Genomic DNA, 21674 nt, shown 5'->3' with positions numbered 1-21674 from the left:
TAAGAACGGCGCCGGATAGCGGCTTGGCGGGGTGCTGGTACCACCTCGCCAAGCCTCATCATCACTCGAAAGGAACTCGAGCTATGACTATTGCTGACCTATCAGGGCACGCGCCATCGCGTCCATATGAAGCGTGCAATTTCGATCCGAGAGCGTGGCTCACTGCATTCAGCGAAGAGGGAGGCGGCTGGCATGTTGTGGGCGCACAAGCCTACGTGACATTTCCCGAGTTCGATCGACCCGCTTTGCAGGCTATGATTGCAGCGCTCTCCTCGGATCAAGCTGCAGCGGTGCGGGCCGAGATGGTCGCCAATCAGCCCGTGCTGGAGGATTGAGCGATGTCCACCGCCCCAAATCTGCCCAGCGAGGCCATGTCGGCGTCTTTCACCGCAATCCTGCTCACGCAGTCCCGCGAACGCCTAGAGGCACTCAGCGAGGCTGTGATTGCCATTCTCGACCTGATGGACGGTGATCCAGATGCCGAAGCGGATGACAGTGAGGACTCGTTCGAATTGTCGCCCACCGCTCGCGCTAAAGCCGACAAAGGCCCTGGCTGCCCCATCGCAGATCCGGATTACCATGATGAGAGGGAGCCAGAGGAAGCCTACGAAGAGCTATTCACTGACCCGGAGGCATATCGTTTCAACGTCAAACGGATCCAGAAAGCTCGATGCTTCCCAATTCTCGAGCGCTGCCGTGACCGGTATTCCGGTCGGCTCGAAGCCAAACCCCGGAGGTATCAGCTCTATGAGAGGCCGGTAATTCCGACCCGGCGCCAGCTGCTTCGAAGAAAGCGCGGTTTGCCGAAACGCCCGAGAGCCTAACTCTCGCGATGCATTTTCAGCCACAACTTCCGTTTCCCAGCGCCCCGGCTCTACCGCCGGGGCGTTTTGCGCCGGGTGGCGTTAACCATGATTTCCGAACGAGCCTTGCGCTGTCACAAGCATATTCGGAGGCGCCTTGGTGGGAAGCGATCTACCGCCAGGCCTTCCCGTCGCTCATTAGCATGGTCAGCGTGCAAGACGATGGGTGGGCTCAGCGCGGCGGCATCGATCGCGTGCTGACCCTCGCCAGTGGAAGAAGCTACACGGTCGACGAGAAGGTCAGAATGAATGACTGGCCCGATATTCTGCTGGAGCAATGGTCAGATGAGCAGCGGCGTGTTCCTGGCTGGATCCAGAAGCCACTGGCTTGCGACTTCATTGCCTATGCGTTCGCACCCTCGCATCGGTGCTATCTACTCCCCGTCATGCCGCTGCAGCGCGCCTGGAGACTGTGTGGCAGGCAATGGGTGGACGACTTCGGGCAAAGGCGAGCCATCAATCCCGGGTATGTTTCGACCAGCGTGCCTGTACCCGTTGAAACCCTTCTTGGCGCTATGACATCGGCAATGCTGGTGAGAGGTTACTGACGAGCGTGCGGCCCCTTCCGGTGCCGCGCGCTGATGATATACTCCCCGCGGGGGCTAGTCCGGCCAGACGAACGCTCGTTGCCCACGAGTTGCCCCCGTCCATCAGGGCGCCCGAGGGCTGGGCACATGTTCAATCTTATGGATATTCTGACGTTTCCGGAAGATCCGAGCAATTTGAAGATAGCTCGGAATGCCGCACGCGCCATCGGCGCGGATTTGGGCGAATATCAAGACATAGTGGCGGCTCATATACTGCAAGCAGCCCTTGAATTCCGAACGGCCGCGCATGTTCAGGCGCCAGGTGGTCCTGCCGTGATGGAGGCGATCGAGAACGCGGCGAAAGCGGCGGCGATGATGGCGAACTCCTTGGACACCATTCTCGCGGCCGGCATCACGACAGCTGCCAATGATGAAGAGCGGGGGCAAAATCGTCGCATCCTTGCCCAACAGGTGATCGTGACCGTGGCAGCAGAATTCGGCATCACCGCGCCCCAATGGGTGGAGGATGGTTTAAATTGGCCATTGGCCGGCCGTTTCCGAAAATTGGCTCATCGGCTGGTCGATGTTCGTTCGAAGCTCGAGACCGATGATATCCGCTTGCCAACCCGTTTCATTGATGGACGTGAGCTGCGTCTTATTGATCGGCTCGCCACGATCTATGCTGACGTCGTCGGCAAAAGTGCGTCCGTTTGGGGTGGCGGCAACACTGCATATCGCCAGCCATTCGGCAAATTTGTCGATCTGACCTGGTCGCTCACTGGCGAGACTTCGCCGCCGGCCAACGATGCATTGGAAGATCGGTTGAGAGCAATCCAAGCCATTAGCTCAAAATCCGAGGACTAATAGGCTGGATATTGCCGGCATCTGATTTCCATCATCGTCCGCACCCGTCCACCAATGAACGAGGTGCAATCATGCAAACCAAGACCCTCAATCCCATCGCCTACAGCATCCGCGAGGCCGTGCAGGTCTCAAGCTTGTCGCGTTCGACCCTCTACAACGCAATCTCGGCGGGCCAGCTCAAGGCACGCAAAGTCGGCGGGAGAACGCTGATCCCGCGCGACGCACTGCTGCGGTTTGTGGGCGAGGAATGAGCAGATGCCCCGCCGCATTGTCATCGAGCGTGAAGCCCCATTTCTCCGGCGCTTCGTCGTGCGGTTCGAACCGGCGCTGATCGGCGATAAACCGCAAGCCTTCTGTAAGCGCGCTGATGCCTTCGCGCATGGGCTCGAACTGCAGAAGCGGCTGGCACTTCCGCTGACCGACCTGACCTCATGAGCAACGTCATCGCATTCCCACCGCGAGCCAAGTGCCGGCGGTTTGTTGCCATCACTCCGGTCGGCTCCGGCTTTGACGTTGACGTTGCGCCTGGCCGCTCGGATTTGGCCGCTTGGTTCGCGACCTACGCAGAAGCTGAGGCTTACGCTCTCGGGTTGTCCCGAACGACCACGGCGAAGATCGTGGATGTGCCGAGCGATGGGCAGGTCGCCTGAGGATGGCGAAAAATGTGAACGCTAAAGGCCGCAATAGCGAGCCCCGACATATCCGCCTTTATCACCGCATGACGGGCAGCTCTGCATGGCAGGACTTGTCTGGCAATGCGGTGAAACTTCTCATCGCGATCATGCGGCTGGACAATGGCGAATCCAACGGTGAGCTGTTCTTGTCCGTCCGCAAGGGAGCTGAGGCGATCGGTGTCGCGGTCAAGACCGCAGGGAAGGCTTTCGAGGAGCTTCAGACGCACGGGTTCATCGAGGCGACCGAGGTTGGGAGCTATCGGCAATACAACCGTCAGGCAACCAAGTGGAGGCTGACGTGGCTGCCAATGAAAGGACGAGGCCCGACCAATGATTTCGAGCGTTGGCACTCGATTGAAGCTTCGAGAGGCGTTGCAGGCTGCAATTCTTTGCAGGGTCAAAATTTACCCGTCACGGTGGTAGATTCTGCCAAACCGCTGCAACGTCGCAGCCTGACGATGGTAGAAACTACCACGCTGCAACGTGCAAGCCCTTCTAATCCCTCAAAACGGCAAAAGGGAAAAACTACCACACAAGTAGTATACCATGGGGATAGCACTGCACCGGTTACGATGTCCGCAATGCAATGCAATGAGCTTCGGCTAGCTGCACGGGCCTGGCTCGCCAGCGCCGGCATACCGCAACGCCACCTCGCTCGGCTCTCCGGCCTTTCGGAATCGAAGTTGAGCCGGTTTCTAGACCCGCGCGGCGGAAAGCTGCTGATCTCCTCAGATTTCGGCCGGCTCGCGTCGGTAGTCGATTTCGAAAAAGCTTCTCCGCGCAAGCTGGCATCGGGACGATGACCTTTGCCCGCTCTCTCACGACATCACCACATCTGACAGAAAGGAAGATCGACATGACAAGTTATGCATCCCGACTTCAGGCCGAGGGGCCGCGTTTTGCGCATCTCAAGGCGCGATTGCTCGATGCATCCAGCGCGAGGCTCCAGCGGCATCGTGCAGCGCAAGCCAGCGAACATGATGAGCCTAGCGCAAAATCGGGCCAAAACTCGATTGCGCCAGTCGCTTCGCCGATTGCCCCGCCAGCCCCCTCGAAGCGCGTCGTCGTGCCTTCCGCGGCTGAGATCGAAGCGCGGCTGGTGCTCAGTCCCCGCGAGCAAGCGGCTGTTGACAAGGTCATGGCGCGCAAGGCTGTCGCTCAGGTCTGGGAAAATGCTCGCCGCAGTAACGCCTCCGAGAGCGAAAAAGCATACATGGAGACTGTCGAAGCGGCGGAAGCCGAAGATCGCCTACATACCGGCGCCGACGCGGTCTGGGCTCGTGCGAGGCGTGCAAATAGCGGTGTCGCCGCCGGCGCGCTGGATGAGAACGCCAAAATGTCAAACGAGAGAGAAGCGCGCCATAGCCCGGGTGGCATCTGGGCCCGAGCCCGTGAAGCGAACGGAGGTGGGAGATGACCGCCGTGCTGCAGCAAGCGCTCGACGCAATCGACGTGGAGGGTCTCGGGGCAGCGGTGTCAGCCATCGAAGATAGGATCGTCCAGGTCGACGAATCCATCTCCGAGACTGAGGGACGGATCGCCGTGATCAGGGATCAGCTGGCGTCTCAACCGGATGCCGTCGACGACGAAACCAACGCCCTAGCAATCCTCCAGGGCAAGCCGCTCCTCGACGACAAAGTGACTCTTGAAGCTGAGAAAGAGCAGTTGATCAGTGCGCTCAAGGGGCTGCGCCGGATGCGTGCCGATCTGGACTCGCAGCATCACAGCTCTCGTCGGGCAAAGGTGTCGGCTCTGTCCGAAGCTATGACGCCCCTTGTGGAGCAAATTGAAGACGAGCTCCGCACGGTCCTCGACGCGGTGTCGCGTCTTGGCGCAACCGCGTTGGCAATCGGGCCGATTGATGGCCGGGCCGCTCGCATTGGCAATTTGGTTCGTGCGATCGAGGCGGAGTTGCAGGGATCACCGTTGCAGACGAGCGGATCAGGCTTCGCCTTCGGGGAGGATCTTCGGATGGTCCTGAGGCATAAGACGACCCGCGCGCTTGCCCCTCAATATTTCGGATTGGATCGTCTGCTGGCCAACCTAGCGGCCACTGAGCGAGCGCAAGAGGCAGCCTAGATCGGTTTGCGCGGCGTGCTCTTCTCGTGACGCCAGCGCAGGCGGCGGCCCGTTTCGTCCGCGGGTCGCCGCCATAAATTTCAGATCGATCTACGCCGCGTGGGCAGAATATATTCTGACGTGCGGTATCGGGCGATGCCGAACGCGGCTCAAAGGGCGGCGACGGGTGGCCTTCTGCTTGTCAGCCTTCGAAAGGGATTGTGGAGATTGCTGTCGTGGTCGACCCATACCGCAGCGGCAGCTCGCGACGACCTTGCAGACATTCAAGCACTATGCTCATGGTTGCACATGAGCCGTCAGAGATCACGACGCACGACGATGCTCCTGTGGCTCACAGCCTATCTGTGGTCCGTTCCGCTCGCCCTATTTCTGAGTAGCGCCCTGCACTGGCAATATGATGGCGATCTAGGCTGGTGGATTGTAGCGGCTTACACTGCCCCCATCCTTTTCTTGACCGAGCCGCTCGGCCGTTCCATTCCGAACACGATGCTGGCGGTCATATATTTCACGTCTTTGATCATCTTGACGTTGGCAGTCGCCCGCAGCGCCAGCTCAAATGCGCCTCGACCAAATCGCAGCTAACCACCCCAATGACGCCATTCCGGCCAGTCGACTAACGCCAAGTCGCGGACATTCCGGCAGGCAATTACGTTGAGCGTTTCTCAGTTGAACTGGTGAATCAGACCTGCCGAGGGGAAAAGCTGGAGCTTTGCTAGAGGTAGCGGAGTTTCCACCGCTCTCGCCGCACCAGCGGCGGCTATCGCAACCATCATCGGCCAGTGCCAGCGTCTCCCGGCGCGGCTTCGAGCGCGATGGCGCCCAACTCCTCCGGCGCCCCAAGGTATCGCTGGAGGAGTGGGATTGACTTTCTATCCATGCAGGCCCGGAAGCGCCTGGAGGGTGACCAGCGCGTCTTCGTAGATTGGGTCGAGATGTAGCAGCCGCTGCGCGATGGAGCACATCCGCTTGGCGATTTAGAACCGGCGCTTCATGTTCTCTTCATGCTCGTATTTCATCACAATAAGCTCAACCGAAAAACGGCCAGGTTCAGGGCAGACACTTTTCGCATTTGCATGGTTTTCGCATTTCCCCCATTAATGCAACAGGATCGTTCGGCACGGATCGATCGTCAGGGGACCGCGCACGTTGGCGCTGAGGGAGGAGCGATTGGGGGCAGTCCGGGGAGACCTCACCGACGGGAAGGGACGCCCGCAGATTACATGCCACCTCCATGCGACGGAGCGAGCGGCTTTCGCGGACTATTCGCACAGCTTTGGGCTCGACCCGCCGAGCCTCATGCTTCTACTATTCGCACGCGAGCGGCGAGTCGGAAGGCTTCAGGCGCTTATTCGGGACGACAAACCGCATCCGGGACCCCGCAAAGGTGCCCTCACAGTGCATAAGAAGGATCCGGCGATGCGGAAGGCCGTTGTGACCATGGCGGCGCAACACGGAACCACCGCATCCGGCCTGTTCGGCGTGCTCATACGCGCGGAACTCGCGGAGCGCTGGCTCGATGTGTCGCTTGAGACTCGTTTCGAGTCGCGTTGATATTGGAAGCGTGATATGACGACGGTAGTCAGAAACGGAGGCGTGGCAATGCAAGCAGTCGAAGACGTCCGTCTTGTCACGTCCGAGGAATTCGTCACCGACCTCGTATGCCAGCTCAAGCTGAGCCACGTTGAAGAGGTCAAGCTGGCCGATACGTTCGAGGACAAGCGCTTCGCGCGCGCCTACGAAATGCTCGTCGAGAACCAGGATCGCTTCGGACTCGCCGTCGACTTCTCGCTGGCGACCAATCCCTATCACGGCGATTCTAGCACGCTGCGCGAAGCGATCTATGCGCTGCGCGACCGGCGCATCGTGGCGATCAACAATCCGCGCCTCAAGACGGTAGAATTCAAAGTCGACGAGGACGACGCGAACTATTATCTCGACCACTCCTCGATCCCTCGCTCCCTCATGGCGCAGATCGTCGAAGAAACTTTCGGGGCGGGCACAGCGCGGGATGACAAACGATGAAATATTGGACGGCATTAAAGCCTTCGTAGAGGCCTTCGCCGAGCAACGCCTTCGAAACTACATTACCCGCATCGGCAAGCCCGGCGCGATCGGCAAGAACCCCAAGGAAATTAACGACGCAATCTGGGGAACCATCAAGGTCTCCCCGCTTGAGATCGTCATACTCGATTGCCCACTGGTCCAGCGGCTCCGGTTCGTGCGGCAGCTCGGCGTCGTTCACTGGGTATATCCTGGCGCCACGCATTCGCGCTTCGAGCATACGCTGGGCGTCCTCCATCAAGCGCAGCAGCTGGCCAACGCAATAAACCAAGCATCGACCGAAGGGCCGTCGATGGCGCCAATCGATGGCGCTAAGTCAGCTCTCATCCGCTTGTGCGCCATCCTCCACGATATCGGGCACGGCGTGTTCTCGCACGTCTCTGAACACGCTATCTCGCGGCGCGTGGAGTTGAGGCTCGCTCTCCAGGCGTTCTCAACATGCCATGAGCTCGGCGGCAAGATCCAGCTGAGTGAACTCGTAGCTTACCACCTCGTCGAGGCGCCCGCCTTTCTCGAGATGTTGGCCATCGCGTTTGACCAACTGGGTAACGGCGGCATGGCCACGGGCGGATCTAAAGAAGCAGCCGCCCAAGTGGCTAAACGCATCCAGCGCGCGATCATAGGACGCCACATCGACGAGGACGTACCGCTCCTCCACGAGATCATCACCGGGCCTTTCGATGCCGACAAGCTCGATTACTACGCCCGCGACGCCAAGCACGCGGGGATACCATCCACGCTCGACATCTCGAGACTGCTTCAGAAGATCACCACCAAGCGCATTCCATCGAAGGAGATGCCGGAAGACATCCTGAACGCACTGAACGAGCACCGCGACGCGCGCGTGCTCTTCGGTCTAAAATGGTCGGGTAAGGCGATCCTAGATGAACTGCATCTCGCCCGCGTTTTGCTCTATTCGAAGATTTACAACCACAAGAAGGTCGTAGCAATCGAGGCGATGATCGAGGCGCTGTTCGAAGCTCTCGCCTTCCATCCCGAAGCCGATGTACTGAAGCTAATCCGGCTCTCCTACGAGCTGTCCGACGACCAGCTCCTGGTGGCTGACGCCGATGTGCTGTTCCGCGCAATGGATGTCGAGGAACGACCGCCGGCGCTCCTCTCCTTCATCAACACGCTACTCGCGAAGCTCCGCGACCGCGACCTCTATATCTCCTCGCTTTCGCTCATGGCGTCCTACCCGGCAGATCCGTGGGGGGATGACCGGCAACAGCGGCGCGGACTCGACCAAGTTGTTAGCATCCTCACCAACGAGCAGAAGCTGGCAAAGCTTCGTCGCGACGTCGCAACGGAGCTGCGCTCGATCGCGGACGTGCTGCCGCAGGCGATGGGCGGCATCGAAGCCGAGGCCCTGGGATACGCTGTCGTCATCTCGGCGAAGCCACCGCTCGGCAGTGGCACCGAGATCGACCGGGCGCTCATCTCGATGGGCGAAAAATTTGTCCGAGGGCGCGAACTGGAGATCAACCAGACGGCTTGGGCGGACATGTATGGGCTCGGCAAGCCGCAGGGTGTGCTATTCGCGCCTCGGGAATGCGCGGCAGCCGTGTTCATCGCCGCCGAGCGACTGCTGCGACGAGACTTCGACGTCGTCCTGCCTGCCAGCGCACTCGAAATCAGCAAGCAGGACCGAGACGAGGTCGATAAGGTCAAGCGCCAACTGGAGGAGGTCGGCTGGTATAAGGGCGTGCCGCACGACATCCGACCGGTACCCGAGCGCCTTCGGCGCCAAGACGTTGAAGTCAAGGTTGAGCGGATCGCCGCGAAGCTTGAGCAGATCGATGAGCCGCAGAGCGAGACGCCGCAGCGGCGTGCCCAGGCGATGCGCGAACGCGTCGTGAGCTGGCTCGCGCAATTCCGCGATAACGACGCAATCGAATGCGCCCTGGCTGCCCTCGATGCGATGAAGGTCCTCGGCCGAGAGGACAATTATGCGGCCTTGACGCAGTTCGCCGAGCTCAACCCGAAGTTCGCCGGCGCGACGATCTGCCCGCTTGGGGCGGTTAAGGACAGTTCCGCCGTCCAGACCTACCTGTCGCGCGACCTCGAAAAGATCTTTCCGCGTGCTTCTCTCATCGAAGAGGCGGCCTCAGCTGGCGGCGACAAGCCGATTGTCTTCTTGGACGACATCGTCGGCAGCGGATCGCAGACCCTCGACATCCTCGGCAACTGGTTCGAGGACGACGAGCTCAAGCAGGATCAACTTGAGGAAATCCGTCTGCCGTTCGGCCGACAGGAAAGGGAATTTCTCCGCTCCCGCCCCGTGGCATTCGTGTTCATTGCCGGTTGGGAGGAGGGGCTTGAACGGATCCGCGAGGCCGCCACCAAGCTGAAGCTCGACGCCACCGTTTACGCTCACCTCACGGACAACGACCTAGCGTTCGCTTTCGAAGGGGCGCTCAAGGGCATGGACCCTGAAAAGGTCGGGAAGTTCCGCGAACGCTGCCAAAGCATCGGCGCCGACCTGCTCGCCTCTAACGGCAAGGATGAGACAAAGCAGGCGGCGCGCGCGCTGGGATACGGTGGGCGCGCGATGCTGCTGGCTAGCCGCTTCAACGTACCGACCCAGACACTGACCTGTCTATGGATGGGCGGTAAGCACGACGACGTCGACTGGCACGCGCTTATCAAGCGCCGAGCGAAGAGCTGACGCAGCTCACAGTTGCGCCGAATTCAACTGATCGTCCTGGCGGTGGCAGGCGCTGGCCTACAGGACGGCTACGGCTGTAACCGCCGAATGTCGTTTCCTGACAAGAGCTGCCGTTCGACCTATGATTCTGGAACGGCAGAGCTGACCCAAATCTACCCTGTCCAGCCTAATTCAGCTGGGTGAACCATTGTTCGATCATGAAAAGCTATCGGCAGTCAATGAATGTTCGGCGCTTCTTCGTTTCCCACCATCCATCCTCTGCAACATGTCGAGGACAGCGGCCATTCCTGCTTCTTTTTGAGATAGCCTAGTTCGATGACAGCACGCGAAATAAGAACATGAAACAATCCGCGGTCCCGGCGTGGCCGTCAGGTGACAAAAAAGCGGTCCCTGGCCGCTTATCCCTTCAATTCGCCGAGGTAGGACCCGCCAATATTGCTGGGTTGATTGACAGATTGCGACACTCGCCCAGAGCGCATAGCTTCGAGCGCGAACGCTGACGGAGGGGGCGATGCTCGAATATCTCAGGCAACTATTGGACGCGGGCGAGGTCGAGGCAACGATCATGGCCGTCGGGGGGAGCACTCAGGTGTCCCTTAAGGTCAAGATCGAAGCGATCGACGAGGTAGGGATGGTGTGTCGGGTCAAGGGAATGTTGGGCGGCTGGAGCGAGCCTCAGCTTCGTCCTTGGGCTTGTGTTTCGCACATTTCCTTTCAGTAAGCCGAGCCCGAACTGGAAACGCGAAGAATAATCGGCTCGCCCTGCGTCCCGTTCTCTCGGGACGTTTAGCCCTCTCTAGCGATAATTTTTCCGGGTCGTCGAAAACGACCGGTAGCCTCAGTCACACCGTTTGGGGGCCTCATTGGGGGCCTTGATCGCGAACTGTCGTGCATCAGGATAGGAAATTAGCCATTCCTAAGCTGTAATGTGAGCCCGTCATCGACCATGGCCCCGTCATGATCCCATGTCCCTGATGCAATTCGTGCCGACCTGTCCCATATGGGCGCGACAGCCGCACGAAAGGACAGGACGATGGCCCGCACGCTCAAGATCGATTTCGTCTCGGACGTTGTCTGCCCCTGGTGCGTCATCGGCCTGCACGGTCTGGAACAGGCGCTGGCACGCACCAGTGACGAGATCGAGACCGCGCTGCATTTCCAGCCGTTCGAGCTCAATCCCGACATGGCGCCCGAGGGCGAAAACATGGTCGAGCATATCACCGGCAAATATGGCTCGTCGCCCGAGCAATTCGCCGCCAATCGCGAGATGATCCGAGAGCGCGCCGCCACGCTCGGCTTCACCATGGCGATGTCCGACGAGAGCCGGATGTACAACACGTTCGATGCGCACCGCCTGCTCCACTGGGCTGGACTAGAAGGCAAGCAGCAGGCGCTGAAGCACGCGCTGTTCGAGACCTACTTCACCCACGGCCGGAGCACGTCGGATCATGAGGTGCTTGTCGCGGCAGCGGAAAAGGCCGGCCTCGATGGCGCCGCCGCACGCGACGTTCTGGCGTCGGATCGCTCCGCCGACGATGTTCGTCAGGCCGAGCATCTCTGGCGCACGCGCGGCATCAACGGCGTGCCCGCGGTCATCATCGACGAACGCTATCTCGTCTCCGGCGCGCAGTCGCCCGAAGCCTATGAGCAAGTGCTGCGCCAGATCGCGGCGCAGCCGGCCTGACGATTACGGCTGTTTTCATATGTTCAAGCCGTTCGCCCTGAGCTTGTCGACGGGCTGTTCTTCTGCTTTTCCGATCGCAAAAGAGCACGACCCTTCGACAAGCTCAGGGCGAACGGTGCTGTAACGTCAGCGCGCCACATCACGCGCTTTCCGCCGCCCGATCCGGCGTCCCATCCCGCCGCGCAATGCCGCAGGTGACGGCGACGTCCATCATCGCGTTGCCGAGCGTGCGCACAATGTCGGGCACCGTCTCGACCGCAACCAGCAGCGCGAGCGCCTCCACCGGCGCGCCAAGCACGAGGCAGATCGGCGCTATCGCCGTGATGAAGCTGACCTGCCCCGGCAGGCTGACCGAGCTCATCGAGGTCAGCACGCAGACGATGAGCGCGACGGCAATCTGCGCGGGCGTCAGCGCGATGCCGAACCAGTTGGCGACATAGAGCGCGACCGCGAGGTTCATCGCCGGGCCCGTCGCCCGCATCAGCGCAACGGCCATGGGCAGAACGACATCGGCGGTCGAGCTGTGGACACCAAGCTCCTGCGATTTCTTGAGCATGATCGGCAGGCAGGCGAGCGAGGATTGCGTGCTGACCGCCAGCGCCTGCACCGGCACGATGGCGCGCGCATAGTCGCGCAGGCGCAGCTTCCCGCCGATCACCGCCACCAGATAGCAGCACAGGCTGATCACGACGCCGACCGAGGTCACGACGATCACATAGTGCAGCAAGGCGCCGAACGCCGCCGCGCCCGAGCGTACCCCGACGCCGAAGGCCAGCGCGAACACGCCGATCGGCGCGATCCGCAGCACCCAGGCGATGACGATGATCATCGCGTCGGCGATGCCCGAGAAGAAAGCCGCCAGCTGGTCTCGGGGCTGCGGGGGCAATCTGGTGAGCGCGAAGCCGAACGCGCCGGTGAAGATGAGCAATGGCAGCACGGCATCGGTCGCGGCAGCCGTGACCGGGTTGGTCGGCACGATGCTGCTCAGAAATTGCGCGAAAGGCGGCGGCGCCTCGACCGCGGGCACGCCGCCGAGGGCGGTGCGCAATGCCCCTGCCGCTTCCGCCGGCATCGGCCAGAGATGCAGAAACAGCGGCGTCAGCACCGCGCCGAAGACCGCCGACGCACACATCACCGCCACGATCCAGCCCAGCGTCAGCGTCGCCAGCCGCCCGGCCCGTGCCGCCTGCGCCGTCTGCGCGATCCCGGTGATGAGCAGCGCGACGACCAGCGGGATGACCGTCATGCGCAGCCCGTTGAGCCACATCGTGCCGACCGGATCGGTCCCGATCAGGATGGCGGCCGAGACATCGGCGGCATAGGCAGCGCCCAGCAGGCCGAGCAACAGGCCTGCGACCAGCGCGACAAGAATAGAACCGGCATTGGACATCCGCGCATTCCCCGATCGCGAGTGATGGCCCCCATGGCCCTGAATCGACAAACTCTGCCGTCGGCGCGCGGGAAAGGCGACTGAAAAACAAACAGTCGCCAGCCCGCCCCATGTCCGGGCGTGCCGGTAGGGTGATCCTCAAGCAAATAATGGCCCGACGCAGGCGCGAGTTCCGGGAAAGGTCATCCCCGAGGCGATTTCATGGACTGGCGGAGCGGGAGGGATTCGAACCCTCGATACGCTTTTGACGTATACTCACTTTCCAGGCGAGCGCCTTCGACCACTCGGCCACCGCTCCGCATGCCTTGGAGATTGCGCGCCCTAGCCGCCTCTGCCGACTTTCGCAAGCCGTGCCGCTGTGGCATGGCTTGTCCATGAAAAAGGCCCGGCTTCTCCCGTCGCTGCTCGCGCTCGCGAGTCTTCCTGCTCCGGGCTTCGCACAGCCCGCCGCGCCTGCGGCCCTGCCCTCTCCCGGCGAGATCGTTGCGGCGGCTCCGGCGGCGGACTGGATCGACATTTCGTCGGACGACCTTCTGGTCATGACGCTGGCCAATGACGCGCAGGGCAAGCCGCGCCGCGTGATCATCCAGCTCGCGCCCGCGCCGCTTGCGCAGGGCTGGGTTGGCAACATCCGGACGCTGACCAAAGCGCACTGGTATGACGGCATCTCGGTGGTGCGCGTGCAGGACAATTATGTGACGCAATGGGGCGATCCGGACGGAGAGGATGCCGCCAAGGCGAAGAAACTGCCGGACGGGCTGAGGACCGTGACCGAGGCGCATTATGACGTCGAGCTGGACCACAAGGGTGTCGCCGCCGCATTGGCTGCTAACGACGTGGATGTGGCCACAAAATCGGCTCTCCGAGTGGCCGAAGCCAGCGCGGCAGGTAAGTCAGCGCCGCCTGACAGACGGCCGCGAGGCGACAATTATGCCGACCGAGTGACGTTTTATGCCGGCTGGCCAATTGGATCGGACGACGAAAGTCACAAGGCCTGGCCCGTGCATTGCTACGGCTATGTCGGGGTCGGGCGCGGCATGTCGCCGGACACAGGCACCGGCGCCGAGCTGTATGCGGTGATCGGGCATGCGCCGCGTCATCTCGATCGCAACATCGCCGTGGTCGGACGTGTCGTCGAAGGCATCGAATATCTCTCCAGCCTGCCACGCGGAACCGGTCCGCTGGGTTTCTATGAGACCGCTGGGGAGCGCACCGCCATCCCGTCGATCAGGCTCGCCAGCAGCCTGCCCACGGCCGAGCAGCCGAAATTCCAGTTCCTCGGGACCGACAGCAAGGCTTTCGCCGCCTATGCCGATGCGAGGGCCAATCGGCGCGACCCATTCTTCATCGTGCCGGCGGGCGGGGCGGACATCTGCAACGTGCCCGTGCCTGTTCGCCGCAAGCCCTGAAGCATCGGCGATGGAGCGGATCGCGGTCGAGGCGCCGCTGCGAGTCTGGACCAGCGCAACCAGCAACACCTCTTCCGCCTATATCGTGATTGCGGGCGAGAAAGCCGGTGCCCTTCGGCTCGCGGCGCTCACCGGGCAGTGGCTTGATGGCGGCAAGCGCGGCTTCGGCTCGGCCAGGGTCACCGTCACGATCGGCGAAACCGTCTGGCAGACCTCGATCTTTCCCGAGAAGCAGAGCGGCGGCTGGTTCTTGCCGGTGAAGAAGGCGGTTCGGGACGCCGAGGAGTTGGACGAAGGCGCGCTCGTCCGGGCCGAGATCGCGCTTTAGACTATCCGGGAAAGGCCGAGTCGCGGGGAACCCACGACCTGCGCGAGACGTTTCCGGTCCAATCCATCAAGGAGTTTGCCTCATGATCCGTCTCGCCATCATCTCGCTGATCATCGCGGCCGTCGCCGCGCTGCTCGGCTTTGGCGGCGTTGCCGGCACGTTCGTCGGCATTGCCAAGATCCTGTTTTTCGCGGCGATTGCGCTGTTCGCCATCTTCCTCGTGCTCGGCCTGTTGGCCGGCAAGAGCGTCTCCAAGGCCATCGACTAACCGCGTGCGGGGTTAATGTTCCCGCAACTGGCGCGTTGCCCGTCCGCCCCCCGTGCAGCCTTTGCAACTATATCTGGTTAACGAAGGTTAACGGTGCTATTTAGCGTGCGTCGCCGGGTCCGGATCTAATCCGGGCGAGCGGTGGCGATGTGGGAGGCGGGAGCGTTTTTTTGAAGCGCTTCCGCATCCACGGATTGGTGGGGACCAATCATGAACAGTCAGGCTTGGCTTTTGCTTGCCGTCGCGATTGAGCGCGGCCCGCTTCATGCGGGATCGTCAGCGCGCATCCCTGCTATCTGATCGACTTTTTTTTCGACGACTCAATCTCGGGGCTGCCAACAGGCGGCCCCGCTTTTTTTGTCGGCGGGCTCCTCCGCGCACGACAGCTGAGCGCGCCTCAGCGCATCATTGCCTTCTGCCGCCGCCGCTGCACAGAGGAGCCGAGGCCGATCGCCTCACGATATTTGGCGACTGTCCGCCGGGCGATGTCGAAGCCCTTTTCGCGCAGCAGATCGACGAGCGTGTCGTCGCTGAGGATTGCATCCGCCTTTTCCTCGGCGATGAGCGCGCGGATATGGCTCTTCACGGCCTCGGCCGATGCCGCTTCCCCGCCATCGGCGGACTGGATGGCGGACGTGAAGAAATATTTGAGCTCGAAGGTGCCGCGCGGGCAGGCGAGATATTTGTTGCTGGTGACGCGGCTGATCGTGGACTCGTGCAGGTCCACCTCGTCGGCGATCGCCTTCAGGGTCAGCGGCCGCAAATGCGTCACGCCATGGCGGAAGAAGCCTTCCTGCCGGCGCACGATCTCTTCGGTCACCTTGAGGATGGTGCGCTGGCGCTGGTCGAGCGCCTTGATCAGCCAGTTGGCGCTGGCGAGGCTGTCGGAGAGCCAGGCCTTGGCCGCCTTGTCCCGCGCTCCGGCCGCAAGCTGGGCATGATAGCGGCGATTGACGAGCAGGCGCGGCAGGGTCGCGCCGTTGATCTCGATCGCCCAGCTCTTGCCCGAGGGAGTAACGAACACGTCCGGCACCACGGCCGCAGCGCCCTCGCCGCCATATTGCAGGCCGGGCTTGGGATCGTAGGTGCGCAACTCCCGGATCATGTCGGCCATGTCCTCCTCGTCCACGCCGCAAATGCGTCGCAGATGGGGGATTTGGCCCCGCGCCAGCAGGTCGAGATTGTCGATGAGCGTCGCCATGGCGGGATCGTAGCGATCCGCCTCGCGCGCCTGGATGGCGATGCATTCGGAAAGGCTGCGCGCGCCGACGCCGGACGGGTCGAAGCCGTGAATGACCGCCAGCACCTCCTCGACCTCGGCCAGCGCCACGCCGAGCCGATAGGCAGTCTCCAGCAGATTTGCCTCGAGATAGCCGGCATCGTCGATCTGGCCGACGAGCTGCCCCGCGATGAGCAGCGCAGTGCCGGAGAGCATGGCGCCGGCCTGCTGCATCAGATGCTCGTGCAGGCCGATGTCCGGCGCGGCGAAGCTGTCGAAATCCGGTCCGTCCTCGGACCCGCCGGTCGCGCTGCCCATGCTCATGAGATCGCTGCCGGACTGGCGCTGCGCGCTGACGCCGTCATTTGGGCCGTCGTCGATGAACGTCTCGGCGCCATAATCGACGTCGAGCGGAGAATCCGCACCACCCGCGCCGCGATCGATCAGCGTATCAGCGCCGGCATCGGGGCCGGAGACCGGCTCGGCACCGTCGACCGGTTCGACCGTTTCGCGTGCCGGCTGGGCAATAATCTCGCCCGCTTCGAGCAGCGGATTGCGCTCCAGCTCGCCGCCGATGAACGCTTCAAGTTCCAGATTGGAGAGCGCCAGCAGCTTGATCGCCTGCTGGAGCTGCGGCGTCATCACCAGCGACTGGCTTTGTCGCAGGTCTAGGCGAGGCGCCAGGGACATGGGTCAGCCGGCCCTCAGACGGTCCGGGTCACAGCGAGAAGCTTTCACCCAGATAGAGCCGGCGGACCTCGCTGTTCGAGACCAGCTCCTCCGGACTGCCGGCGAACAGCACCTTGCCATCATAGATGATGCAGGCGCGATCGACGATTTCCAGCGTCTCGCGGACATTGTGATCGGTGATGAGCACGCCGATGCCGCGGTTCTTGAGATCCTTCACCAGATCGCGAATGTCGGCGATCGAGAGCGGGTCGATGCCCGCGAACGGCTCGTCGAGCAGCACGATGGAAGGATTGGCTGCGAGCGCACGAGCGATTTCCGCACGGCGCCGCTCGCCGCCCGAGAGCGCCATGGCCGAGCTGGCGCGCAGGCGGGCAAGGCCGAACTCGTCGAGCAGTCGCTCCAGCTTGACGCCGCGTGCATCCTTGTCCGGCTCAGCCAGTTCCAGCACGGAGAGGATGTTCTGCTCCACGGTCATGCCGCGAAAGATCGATGTTTCCTGCGGCAGGTAGCCGAGGCCGAGGATGGCGCGCCGGTACATGGGTAGGCCGGTGATATCGAGACCTTCGAGCAGGATGCGCCCGCTGTCCGGCTTCACCAGGCCCATGATCGAGTAGAAGCAGGTCGTCTTGCCCGCGCCATTGGGACCGAGCAGGCCGACCACCTCGCCATGCCCCACTTCGAGGCTGACATCGGTCAGGACCGCGCGCTTGTCATAGCTCTTGGCGATCGAGATGACCTGAAGCCGGTGCTCGCCGGGCTCCTCGCCGCCGGCTCCGTTCGGGCGGCCAAGCGGGGCCGCAAGGTCGTTCATGAGCACTTCCTTGTCATTGCACGTCCATCGTCATGCCCTGCGAGGCGTTGCTGACACGTTACAACGCGCACTGCAATCTCGGTCTGGCAGGAAATTTGCATGGAAAGCCGCATTCAATCAAAAACACTGCACTTTCAGCGCCAAGACGCCGGGTCTCAGGGATTTGTCCGCTGGCGAACCTTGAACGTGCCGGAAACGCGACCGCCCGAGGTGGTGGTGCCTGGCGCCCCTCCGGCGGCCGAGCCATCGACGGTCGAGCGGCCGCTGGTCAGGTCGATCACCAGTCGCGAGCCGGCTAGGCGATTGGCGCCCTGGTTGAGCTGCACATTGCCGATCAGCGTGATGAGCTTGCGGTTGAGATCGTAGATCGCGACCGATCCGCTCGCCCGCTCGTCGCCGCGCGTCACGGTGACGCCGCCCGAGGCGTCCAGCCGGTCGATCTCGACGCCGCCGGCATTATGATAGGCGACGGTCAGCCGCTGCGCCGTCATGGTGAGTCCGGCCTGCGTCACCTGCACGTTTCCGGTGACAACGACGCGATCGGCGCGGTCCTGCACCTCGATGCGGTCGGCGGAGAAATCGACTGGGGCGCTCGTGTTATGGCCGCGCAACACCTGCGCGTCGGCCGTGCCCGCGATCGTGAGCGCGACGGCAAGGCCAAACCCGGCGCCAACAGCGGTAAGGATCAGCGACTTGCGGAGCATCAGCGCCCTTTGCGTTCAATTTGATCCATACGCAAGCGGGCATTGCCCTCGAGCGTAACCGTCCGCGCTTCCAGATCGGCGCTGAGATGATCGGCGCGGAAGGTGCCGCTCGGCATGCGCCCTTCCACACTGCCCCGGCTTCGCAGGCTGCGCTGTTCGAGCTGGATATCGACATCGCGCGTGGTCAGGCGATAGCCGTCCGCGCTCTCGAACTGGATCGGCCCCTCGACCGCGACCGTTTCCTTGTCGAGATTGTAATTGCCGCGCCGCGCGGTCACCAGGGCGCCGCCATTTTCCATCTGCAGCCGGGCTTCCAGCTCGTTCAATTCCACGATCGGATCACGCGAGCTGCGCTGCAGCGCCGATCCGGCACGCAGCGAGAAGGGCCGCCCGCGCGCATCCTCGCCGCGATACAGCGCCTCCACGACCTTCATCCGCTCGCTCGCCATATCGACCTTGTTCTTGTCGAGCACGAAGCTGACTTCCGACTGGTGCGTGAAGGGCGCGGTGAACAGGAACACGAACAATATGGTGACCACCACCGGCAGGCTGCGCTTGAGGACGGTGATCAGCTTGTCGTGACTGCCGCCCGGCGTCGCCCAGTGCTGGCGCTTGCTCCGCTCGGCATTGCCCAGCGCGGAGAGCGCCATTTCGCCGCCATGATCGGGCGAGGCTGCGAGATCAGGCATGAGCGAAAATATCGATCTCCGGCCATCCGGCGAGATCGAGCAGGGCGCGATGCGGCAGGAAATCGAAACAGGCCTTGGCCAGCGCCGTGCGCCCCTCGCGCGCCAGCCGGAGGTCCAGCTCGGCCATCAGCGCATGCAGATAGCGCACGTCGGACGCCGCATAATCGCGCTGCGCATCGCTCAGCACCGCGCTGCCCCAGTCGGAACTCTGCTGCTGCTTGCTGATGTCGAAGCCGAGCAACTCGCGCACGATCTCCTTGAGACCGTGCCGGTCCGTATAGGTCCGCGTGAGGCGCGAGGCGATCTTGGTGCAATAGACCGGCGCCGCCAGCACGCCCAGATAATGCTGGAGCGCGGCAATATCGAAACGGCCGAAATGGAAGAGCTTGAGCCGGGTGGGATCGGCGATGATCGCGCGCAGATTGGGCGCGGCATAGCTGCTGCCCGGGGCGAACCGCACCAGATGCTCGTCACCCTTGCCGTCGCTGATCTGGACCAGGCAGAGCCGGTCGCGCGGCGTGATCAGGCCCATCGTCTCCGTGTCGATGGCGACCGGCCCGTCGGCAAGGACGCCCTCGGGCAGGTCTTCTTCATGCAGATAAACACTCATGCCGCTTCCTTAGACGCATGTTGCGCGAGAGGAAACCCGCCTGAGAAACGGGTGAATCGGTAATCACATCCCATGGAAGACGCGCAGAATTTCGAGCGTCCGAACAATCAAACGCGATCCGGCACCGAGTCTCATCAAAATCATTCGCGCTTGTGGATAAATAGCGTTATAGCGAAACTCGGTTGAATTTGGCATTCGGCCGAGTCTCTCGTGCGCGTCGTCCGGCATGGGGAGGATGAGTGGTTGGACGAGCGAAAGTGACTAACAGGGCATGAGTTTCGACAGAGGGCGCCGCGGGCGCGGCAAGGACAAGCGGGACGGCTTCGGTGAGCCGGGTTTCGAGGGCGGATATTCCGATTTCGGTGGAAGCAGCTACGGCGCACCCCGCGGCGGGTTCGGCGGCGGCGGTGGCGGCGGCGGCTATGGTGATCGCGGCGGTTTCGGCGGCGGCGGCGGCTTCGGTGATCGCGGCGGTGGCGGCGGTGGCTTCCGCGGCGGCGGCGGCGGTGGCGGCTTCCGTGGTGGCGGTGGCGGCGGTGGTCGCGGCGGAATGCCGGCCCAGGTCGTCGGCGAAGGCTCCGGCGTGGTCAAGTTCTTCAACGGCCAGAAGGGTTTCGGCTTCATTGTCCGTGACGATGGCGGTGAGGACGTGTTCGTCCACATCAGCGCCGTCGAGCAGGCCGGCCTGACCGGTCTTGCCGAAGGACAGCAGCTCAAGTTCACGCTGGTCGATCGTGGCGGCAAGATCTCCGCGACCGATCTGGTGATCGACGGCGAGCCGCTTCCGGTGCCCGAGCGCGCTGGTGGCGCTGCCCCCGGCGGCGATCGCGGCGGCGGCGAGCGTGGCCCGATGCGCCAGCTCACGGGCGAGCGCGCCAGCGGCACGGTCAAGTTCTTCAATGCCATGAAGGGCTTCGGCTTCATTCAGCGCGACGATGGCCAGCCCGATGCGTTCGTACATATCAGCGCCGTTGAGCGGGCAGGCATGTCCTCGCTGCAGGAAGGCGACCGGCTCGACTTCGAGCTGGAGGTCGATCGGCGCGGCAAATATGCGGCGGTCAATCTGGCGTCCAAGGCTGACTGAGTCAGTTACCGAATCACCGAAATGAAAAGGGCCGGGAGTGATCTCCCGGCCCTTTCTCTTTGTGCGATGGAGCGCGTGGAGCGCGTCCCATTCAAATTGACCTCTTATGTTCCTGCGAAGGCAGGAACCCATGGCACAGCCGAAGCGTCCTGCCGCCCTGGGCTCCTGCTTTCGCAGGAGCACTGTGTCGGCTTGAAAGGGACAAGGCCCACATCGCGCCAGATGGACCCACTCGACGGCCCGAATCAGGCGCCGCGGCCGGCCTCGAACAGAAACCAGGCGCGCTGCTCGGCCTGATCGGTCCAGTCGTCGATGATCCCGTCGGTCGCGTTGTCGTTGGCGGCGCCGGTCAGTTCCTTGGCGGCGCGCAGCGCTTCCACGAGCGCGAGGTTGTCGGCGCGCAATTCCTCCAGCATATCGGCGGGCGACACGAACTCGGCAACATTGTCCTTCAGGCTCTGGCGGCGCGCAATGTCGCCGATCGAGCGGAGCGTCGTGTTGCCGGTCTTGCGCACCCGCTCGGCGATCAGGTCCGTGGTCGCCAGAATCTCGGTCGCCTGCTCGTCGAACATCAGATGATAGTCGCGGAAATGCGGGCCGGAGACGTGCCAGTGGAAATTCTTGGTCTTGAGGTAAAGCGCATAATAGTCGGCCAGCAGGCCGTTCAGCGCATCAGCCACGGCCTTGACGGCATTTGACTTGAGGTCGGTCGGCGTCTTGAGCGCAGCGTCGGTCATGTCGGTCTCCATCGGTTCATTCGGCGTCTGTGTAATATGCCGCATATGGCATGCCGATCCCGATTTTGCGAATGGATACCGATGGATAGTCTGATCGATCTTCCCGATTAATTTGTCCGCAGGGGCGCTTGCAGCGGGTGCATGTCATGGTTGTCGAAGGTCGGGATCTGGTTCGGCGCGAGACTTTGGGGACTGTCAGATATTTTGTGCGCGAGGCCATAGAGATGGATAGGAAGGACCATCGATATGGCGATCGACAAGGCCATGCTGGACCAGCTTCTGGCTGGTCGTGATCCGCAGGATTTGTTCGCGAAG

The 21674-nt window shown here is 62.5% G+C and carries 26 protein-coding genes and 1 tRNA gene; 19 read left to right on the top strand and 8 right to left on the bottom strand.

All coding sequences use genetic code 11. The annotated features are described in order from the left end of the window. The first annotated feature begins 83 nt into the window (after positions 1–83). The 15 genes from KM135_RS19415 to KM135_RS19350 all read left to right on the top strand — a co-directional run bounded on the left by KM135_RS19415 (position 84) and on the right by KM135_RS19350 (position 11420). Complete coding sequence (locus KM135_RS19415) at positions 84–335, top strand: hypothetical protein (protein WP_221715735.1); 252 nt, start codon at positions 84–86, stop codon at positions 333–335. Between the two features lie 3 nt (positions 336–338). Next, a complete protein-coding gene (locus KM135_RS19410; protein ID WP_221715734.1) occupies positions 339–824 on the top strand; it encodes a hypothetical protein in 486 nt (161 codons plus the stop codon). A gap of 8 nt (positions 825–832) precedes the next feature. Further along, positions 833–1411, top strand: a complete 579-nt coding sequence (locus KM135_RS19405; protein ID WP_246606372.1) for a hypothetical protein — start codon at positions 833–835, stop codon at positions 1409–1411. 126 nt (positions 1412–1537) lie between these two features. Beyond that, positions 1538–2254 (top strand): hypothetical protein, encoded by a 717-nt coding sequence (locus tag KM135_RS19400; protein WP_221715733.1) that lies wholly within the window; start codon positions 1538–1540, stop codon positions 2252–2254. Positions 2255–2325: 71 nt separating this feature from the next. After that, positions 2326–2505 carry a helix-turn-helix domain-containing protein gene (locus KM135_RS19395; protein ID WP_221715732.1) on the top strand — a complete coding sequence of 60 codons (180 nt, stop codon included), beginning with the start codon at positions 2326–2328 and terminating at the stop codon, positions 2503–2505. Between the two features lie 4 nt (positions 2506–2509). Continuing rightward, positions 2510–2689 (top strand): hypothetical protein, encoded by a 180-nt coding sequence (locus KM135_RS19390; RefSeq protein WP_221715731.1) that lies wholly within the window; start codon positions 2510–2512, stop codon positions 2687–2689. Next, positions 2686–2904, top strand: a complete 219-nt coding sequence (locus KM135_RS19385; RefSeq protein WP_221715730.1) for a hypothetical protein — start codon at positions 2686–2688, stop codon at positions 2902–2904. The genes KM135_RS19390 and KM135_RS19385 overlap by 4 nt, the downstream gene beginning before the upstream one ends. Positions 2905–2906: 2 nt before the next feature. After that, a complete protein-coding gene (locus KM135_RS19380) occupies positions 2907–3731 on the top strand; it encodes a helix-turn-helix domain-containing protein (protein WP_221715729.1) in 825 nt (274 codons plus the stop codon). Further along, positions 3728–4345, top strand: coding sequence for a hypothetical protein (locus KM135_RS19375; protein ID WP_221715728.1), 618 nt, complete (start codon positions 3728–3730; stop codon positions 4343–4345). Before KM135_RS19380 ends, KM135_RS19375 begins: the two co-directional genes overlap by 4 nt. After that, on the top strand, positions 4342–5007 hold the full coding sequence (locus KM135_RS19370; RefSeq protein ID WP_221715727.1) for a hypothetical protein: 666 nt from the start codon (positions 4342–4344) through the stop codon (positions 5005–5007). Before KM135_RS19375 ends, KM135_RS19370 begins: the two co-directional genes overlap by 4 nt. A 1416-nt stretch (positions 5008–6423) precedes the next feature. Then, positions 6424–6558, top strand: coding sequence for a hypothetical protein (locus KM135_RS20110; RefSeq protein ID WP_281422216.1), 135 nt, complete (start codon positions 6424–6426; stop codon positions 6556–6558). A gap of 15 nt (positions 6559–6573) precedes the next feature. Next, on the top strand, positions 6574–7029 hold the full coding sequence (locus tag KM135_RS19365; RefSeq protein WP_221715726.1) for a hypothetical protein: 456 nt from the start codon (positions 6574–6576) through the stop codon (positions 7027–7029). Beyond that, entirely contained in the window at positions 7016–9736 is a 2721-nt protein-coding gene (locus KM135_RS19360) for a phosphoribosyltransferase-like protein (protein WP_221715725.1), read from the top strand. Before KM135_RS19365 ends, KM135_RS19360 begins: the two co-directional genes overlap by 14 nt. Positions 9737–10247: 511 nt before the next feature. Then, positions 10248–10457, top strand: a complete 210-nt coding sequence (locus KM135_RS19355) for a hypothetical protein (RefSeq protein WP_221715724.1) — start codon at positions 10248–10250, stop codon at positions 10455–10457. Positions 10458–10769: 312 nt separating this feature from the next. Continuing rightward, positions 10770–11420 (top strand): DsbA family oxidoreductase, encoded by a 651-nt coding sequence (locus KM135_RS19350; RefSeq protein WP_221715723.1) that lies wholly within the window; start codon positions 10770–10772, stop codon positions 11418–11420. Positions 11421–11559: 139 nt separating this feature from the next. Here the strand turns inward: KM135_RS19350 and KM135_RS19345 are convergent, their stop codons facing one another. Both KM135_RS19345 and KM135_RS19340 read right to left on the bottom strand, forming a co-directional pair. After that, on the bottom strand, positions 11560–12810 hold the full coding sequence (locus KM135_RS19345) for a dicarboxylate/amino acid:cation symporter (RefSeq protein WP_221715722.1): 1251 nt from the start codon (positions 12808–12810) through the stop codon (positions 11560–11562). 207 nt (positions 12811–13017) lie between these two features. Continuing rightward, positions 13018–13108 (bottom strand) — tRNA-Ser (locus KM135_RS19340). 76 nt (positions 13109–13184) lie between these two features. Between KM135_RS19340 and KM135_RS19335 the strand changes: the two genes are divergently transcribed. The 3 genes from KM135_RS19335 to KM135_RS19325 all read left to right on the top strand — a co-directional run bounded on the left by KM135_RS19335 (position 13185) and on the right by KM135_RS19325 (position 14815). Continuing rightward, the gene (locus KM135_RS19335; RefSeq protein WP_221715721.1) at positions 13185–14219 is read left to right on the top strand and encodes a peptidylprolyl isomerase; all 1035 of its coding nucleotides are present in this window, start codon (positions 13185–13187) and stop codon (positions 14217–14219) included. A gap of 10 nt (positions 14220–14229) precedes the next feature. Then, positions 14230–14547, top strand: coding sequence for a DUF1905 domain-containing protein (locus tag KM135_RS19330; protein WP_221715720.1), 318 nt, complete (start codon positions 14230–14232; stop codon positions 14545–14547). 82 nt (positions 14548–14629) lie between these two features. After that, complete coding sequence (locus tag KM135_RS19325) at positions 14630–14815, top strand: DUF1328 domain-containing protein (protein ID WP_221715719.1); 186 nt, start codon at positions 14630–14632, stop codon at positions 14813–14815. Between the two features lie 397 nt (positions 14816–15212). On the opposite strand, the gene rpoN is transcribed toward KM135_RS19325, so the two are convergent. From rpoN to KM135_RS19300, 5 genes are all read right to left on the bottom strand, one after another. Further along, positions 15213–16724 carry an RNA polymerase factor sigma-54 gene (rpoN, locus tag KM135_RS19320; protein ID WP_221715718.1) on the bottom strand — a complete coding sequence of 504 codons (1512 nt, stop codon included), beginning with the start codon at positions 16722–16724 and terminating at the stop codon, positions 15213–15215. A 28-nt stretch (positions 16725–16752) separates the two neighbouring features. Beyond that, positions 16753–17535 carry an LPS export ABC transporter ATP-binding protein gene (gene lptB, locus KM135_RS19315; RefSeq protein ID WP_221715717.1) on the bottom strand — a complete coding sequence of 261 codons (783 nt, stop codon included), beginning with the start codon at positions 17533–17535 and terminating at the stop codon, positions 16753–16755. 155 nt (positions 17536–17690) lie between these two features. Further along, positions 17691–18239: an LptA/OstA family protein gene (locus KM135_RS19310; RefSeq protein WP_221715716.1), complete on the bottom strand. Its 549-nt coding sequence runs from the start codon at positions 18237–18239 to the stop codon at positions 17691–17693. Continuing rightward, on the bottom strand, positions 18239–18928 hold the full coding sequence (gene lptC, locus KM135_RS19305; protein WP_246606371.1) for an LPS export ABC transporter periplasmic protein LptC: 690 nt from the start codon (positions 18926–18928) through the stop codon (positions 18239–18241). Before lptC ends, KM135_RS19310 begins: the two co-directional genes overlap by 1 nt. Continuing rightward, the gene (locus KM135_RS19300) at positions 18921–19538 is read right to left on the bottom strand and encodes a ribonuclease D (RefSeq protein ID WP_221715715.1); all 618 of its coding nucleotides are present in this window, start codon (positions 19536–19538) and stop codon (positions 18921–18923) included. The genes lptC and KM135_RS19300 overlap by 8 nt, the downstream gene beginning before the upstream one ends. Positions 19539–19809: 271 nt before the next feature. On the opposite strand from KM135_RS19300, the gene KM135_RS20105 reads away from it, so the two are divergent. Further along, on the top strand, positions 19810–20622 hold the full coding sequence (locus tag KM135_RS20105) for a cold-shock protein (RefSeq protein ID WP_221715714.1): 813 nt from the start codon (positions 19810–19812) through the stop codon (positions 20620–20622). 245 nt (positions 20623–20867) lie between these two features. Here KM135_RS20105 and KM135_RS19290 read toward each other — a convergent pair whose 3' ends face one another. Continuing rightward, complete coding sequence (locus KM135_RS19290; RefSeq protein WP_221715713.1) at positions 20868–21359, bottom strand: Dps family protein; 492 nt, start codon at positions 21357–21359, stop codon at positions 20868–20870. Positions 21360–21674: the final 315 nt, after the last annotated feature.

Source organism: Sphingobium xanthum (assembly GCF_019737615.1).
GTDB classification, from domain to species: domain Bacteria; phylum Pseudomonadota; class Alphaproteobacteria; order Sphingomonadales; family Sphingomonadaceae; genus Sphingobium; species Sphingobium xanthum.
This window is presented reverse-complemented; position numbering and strand designations above follow the sequence as displayed.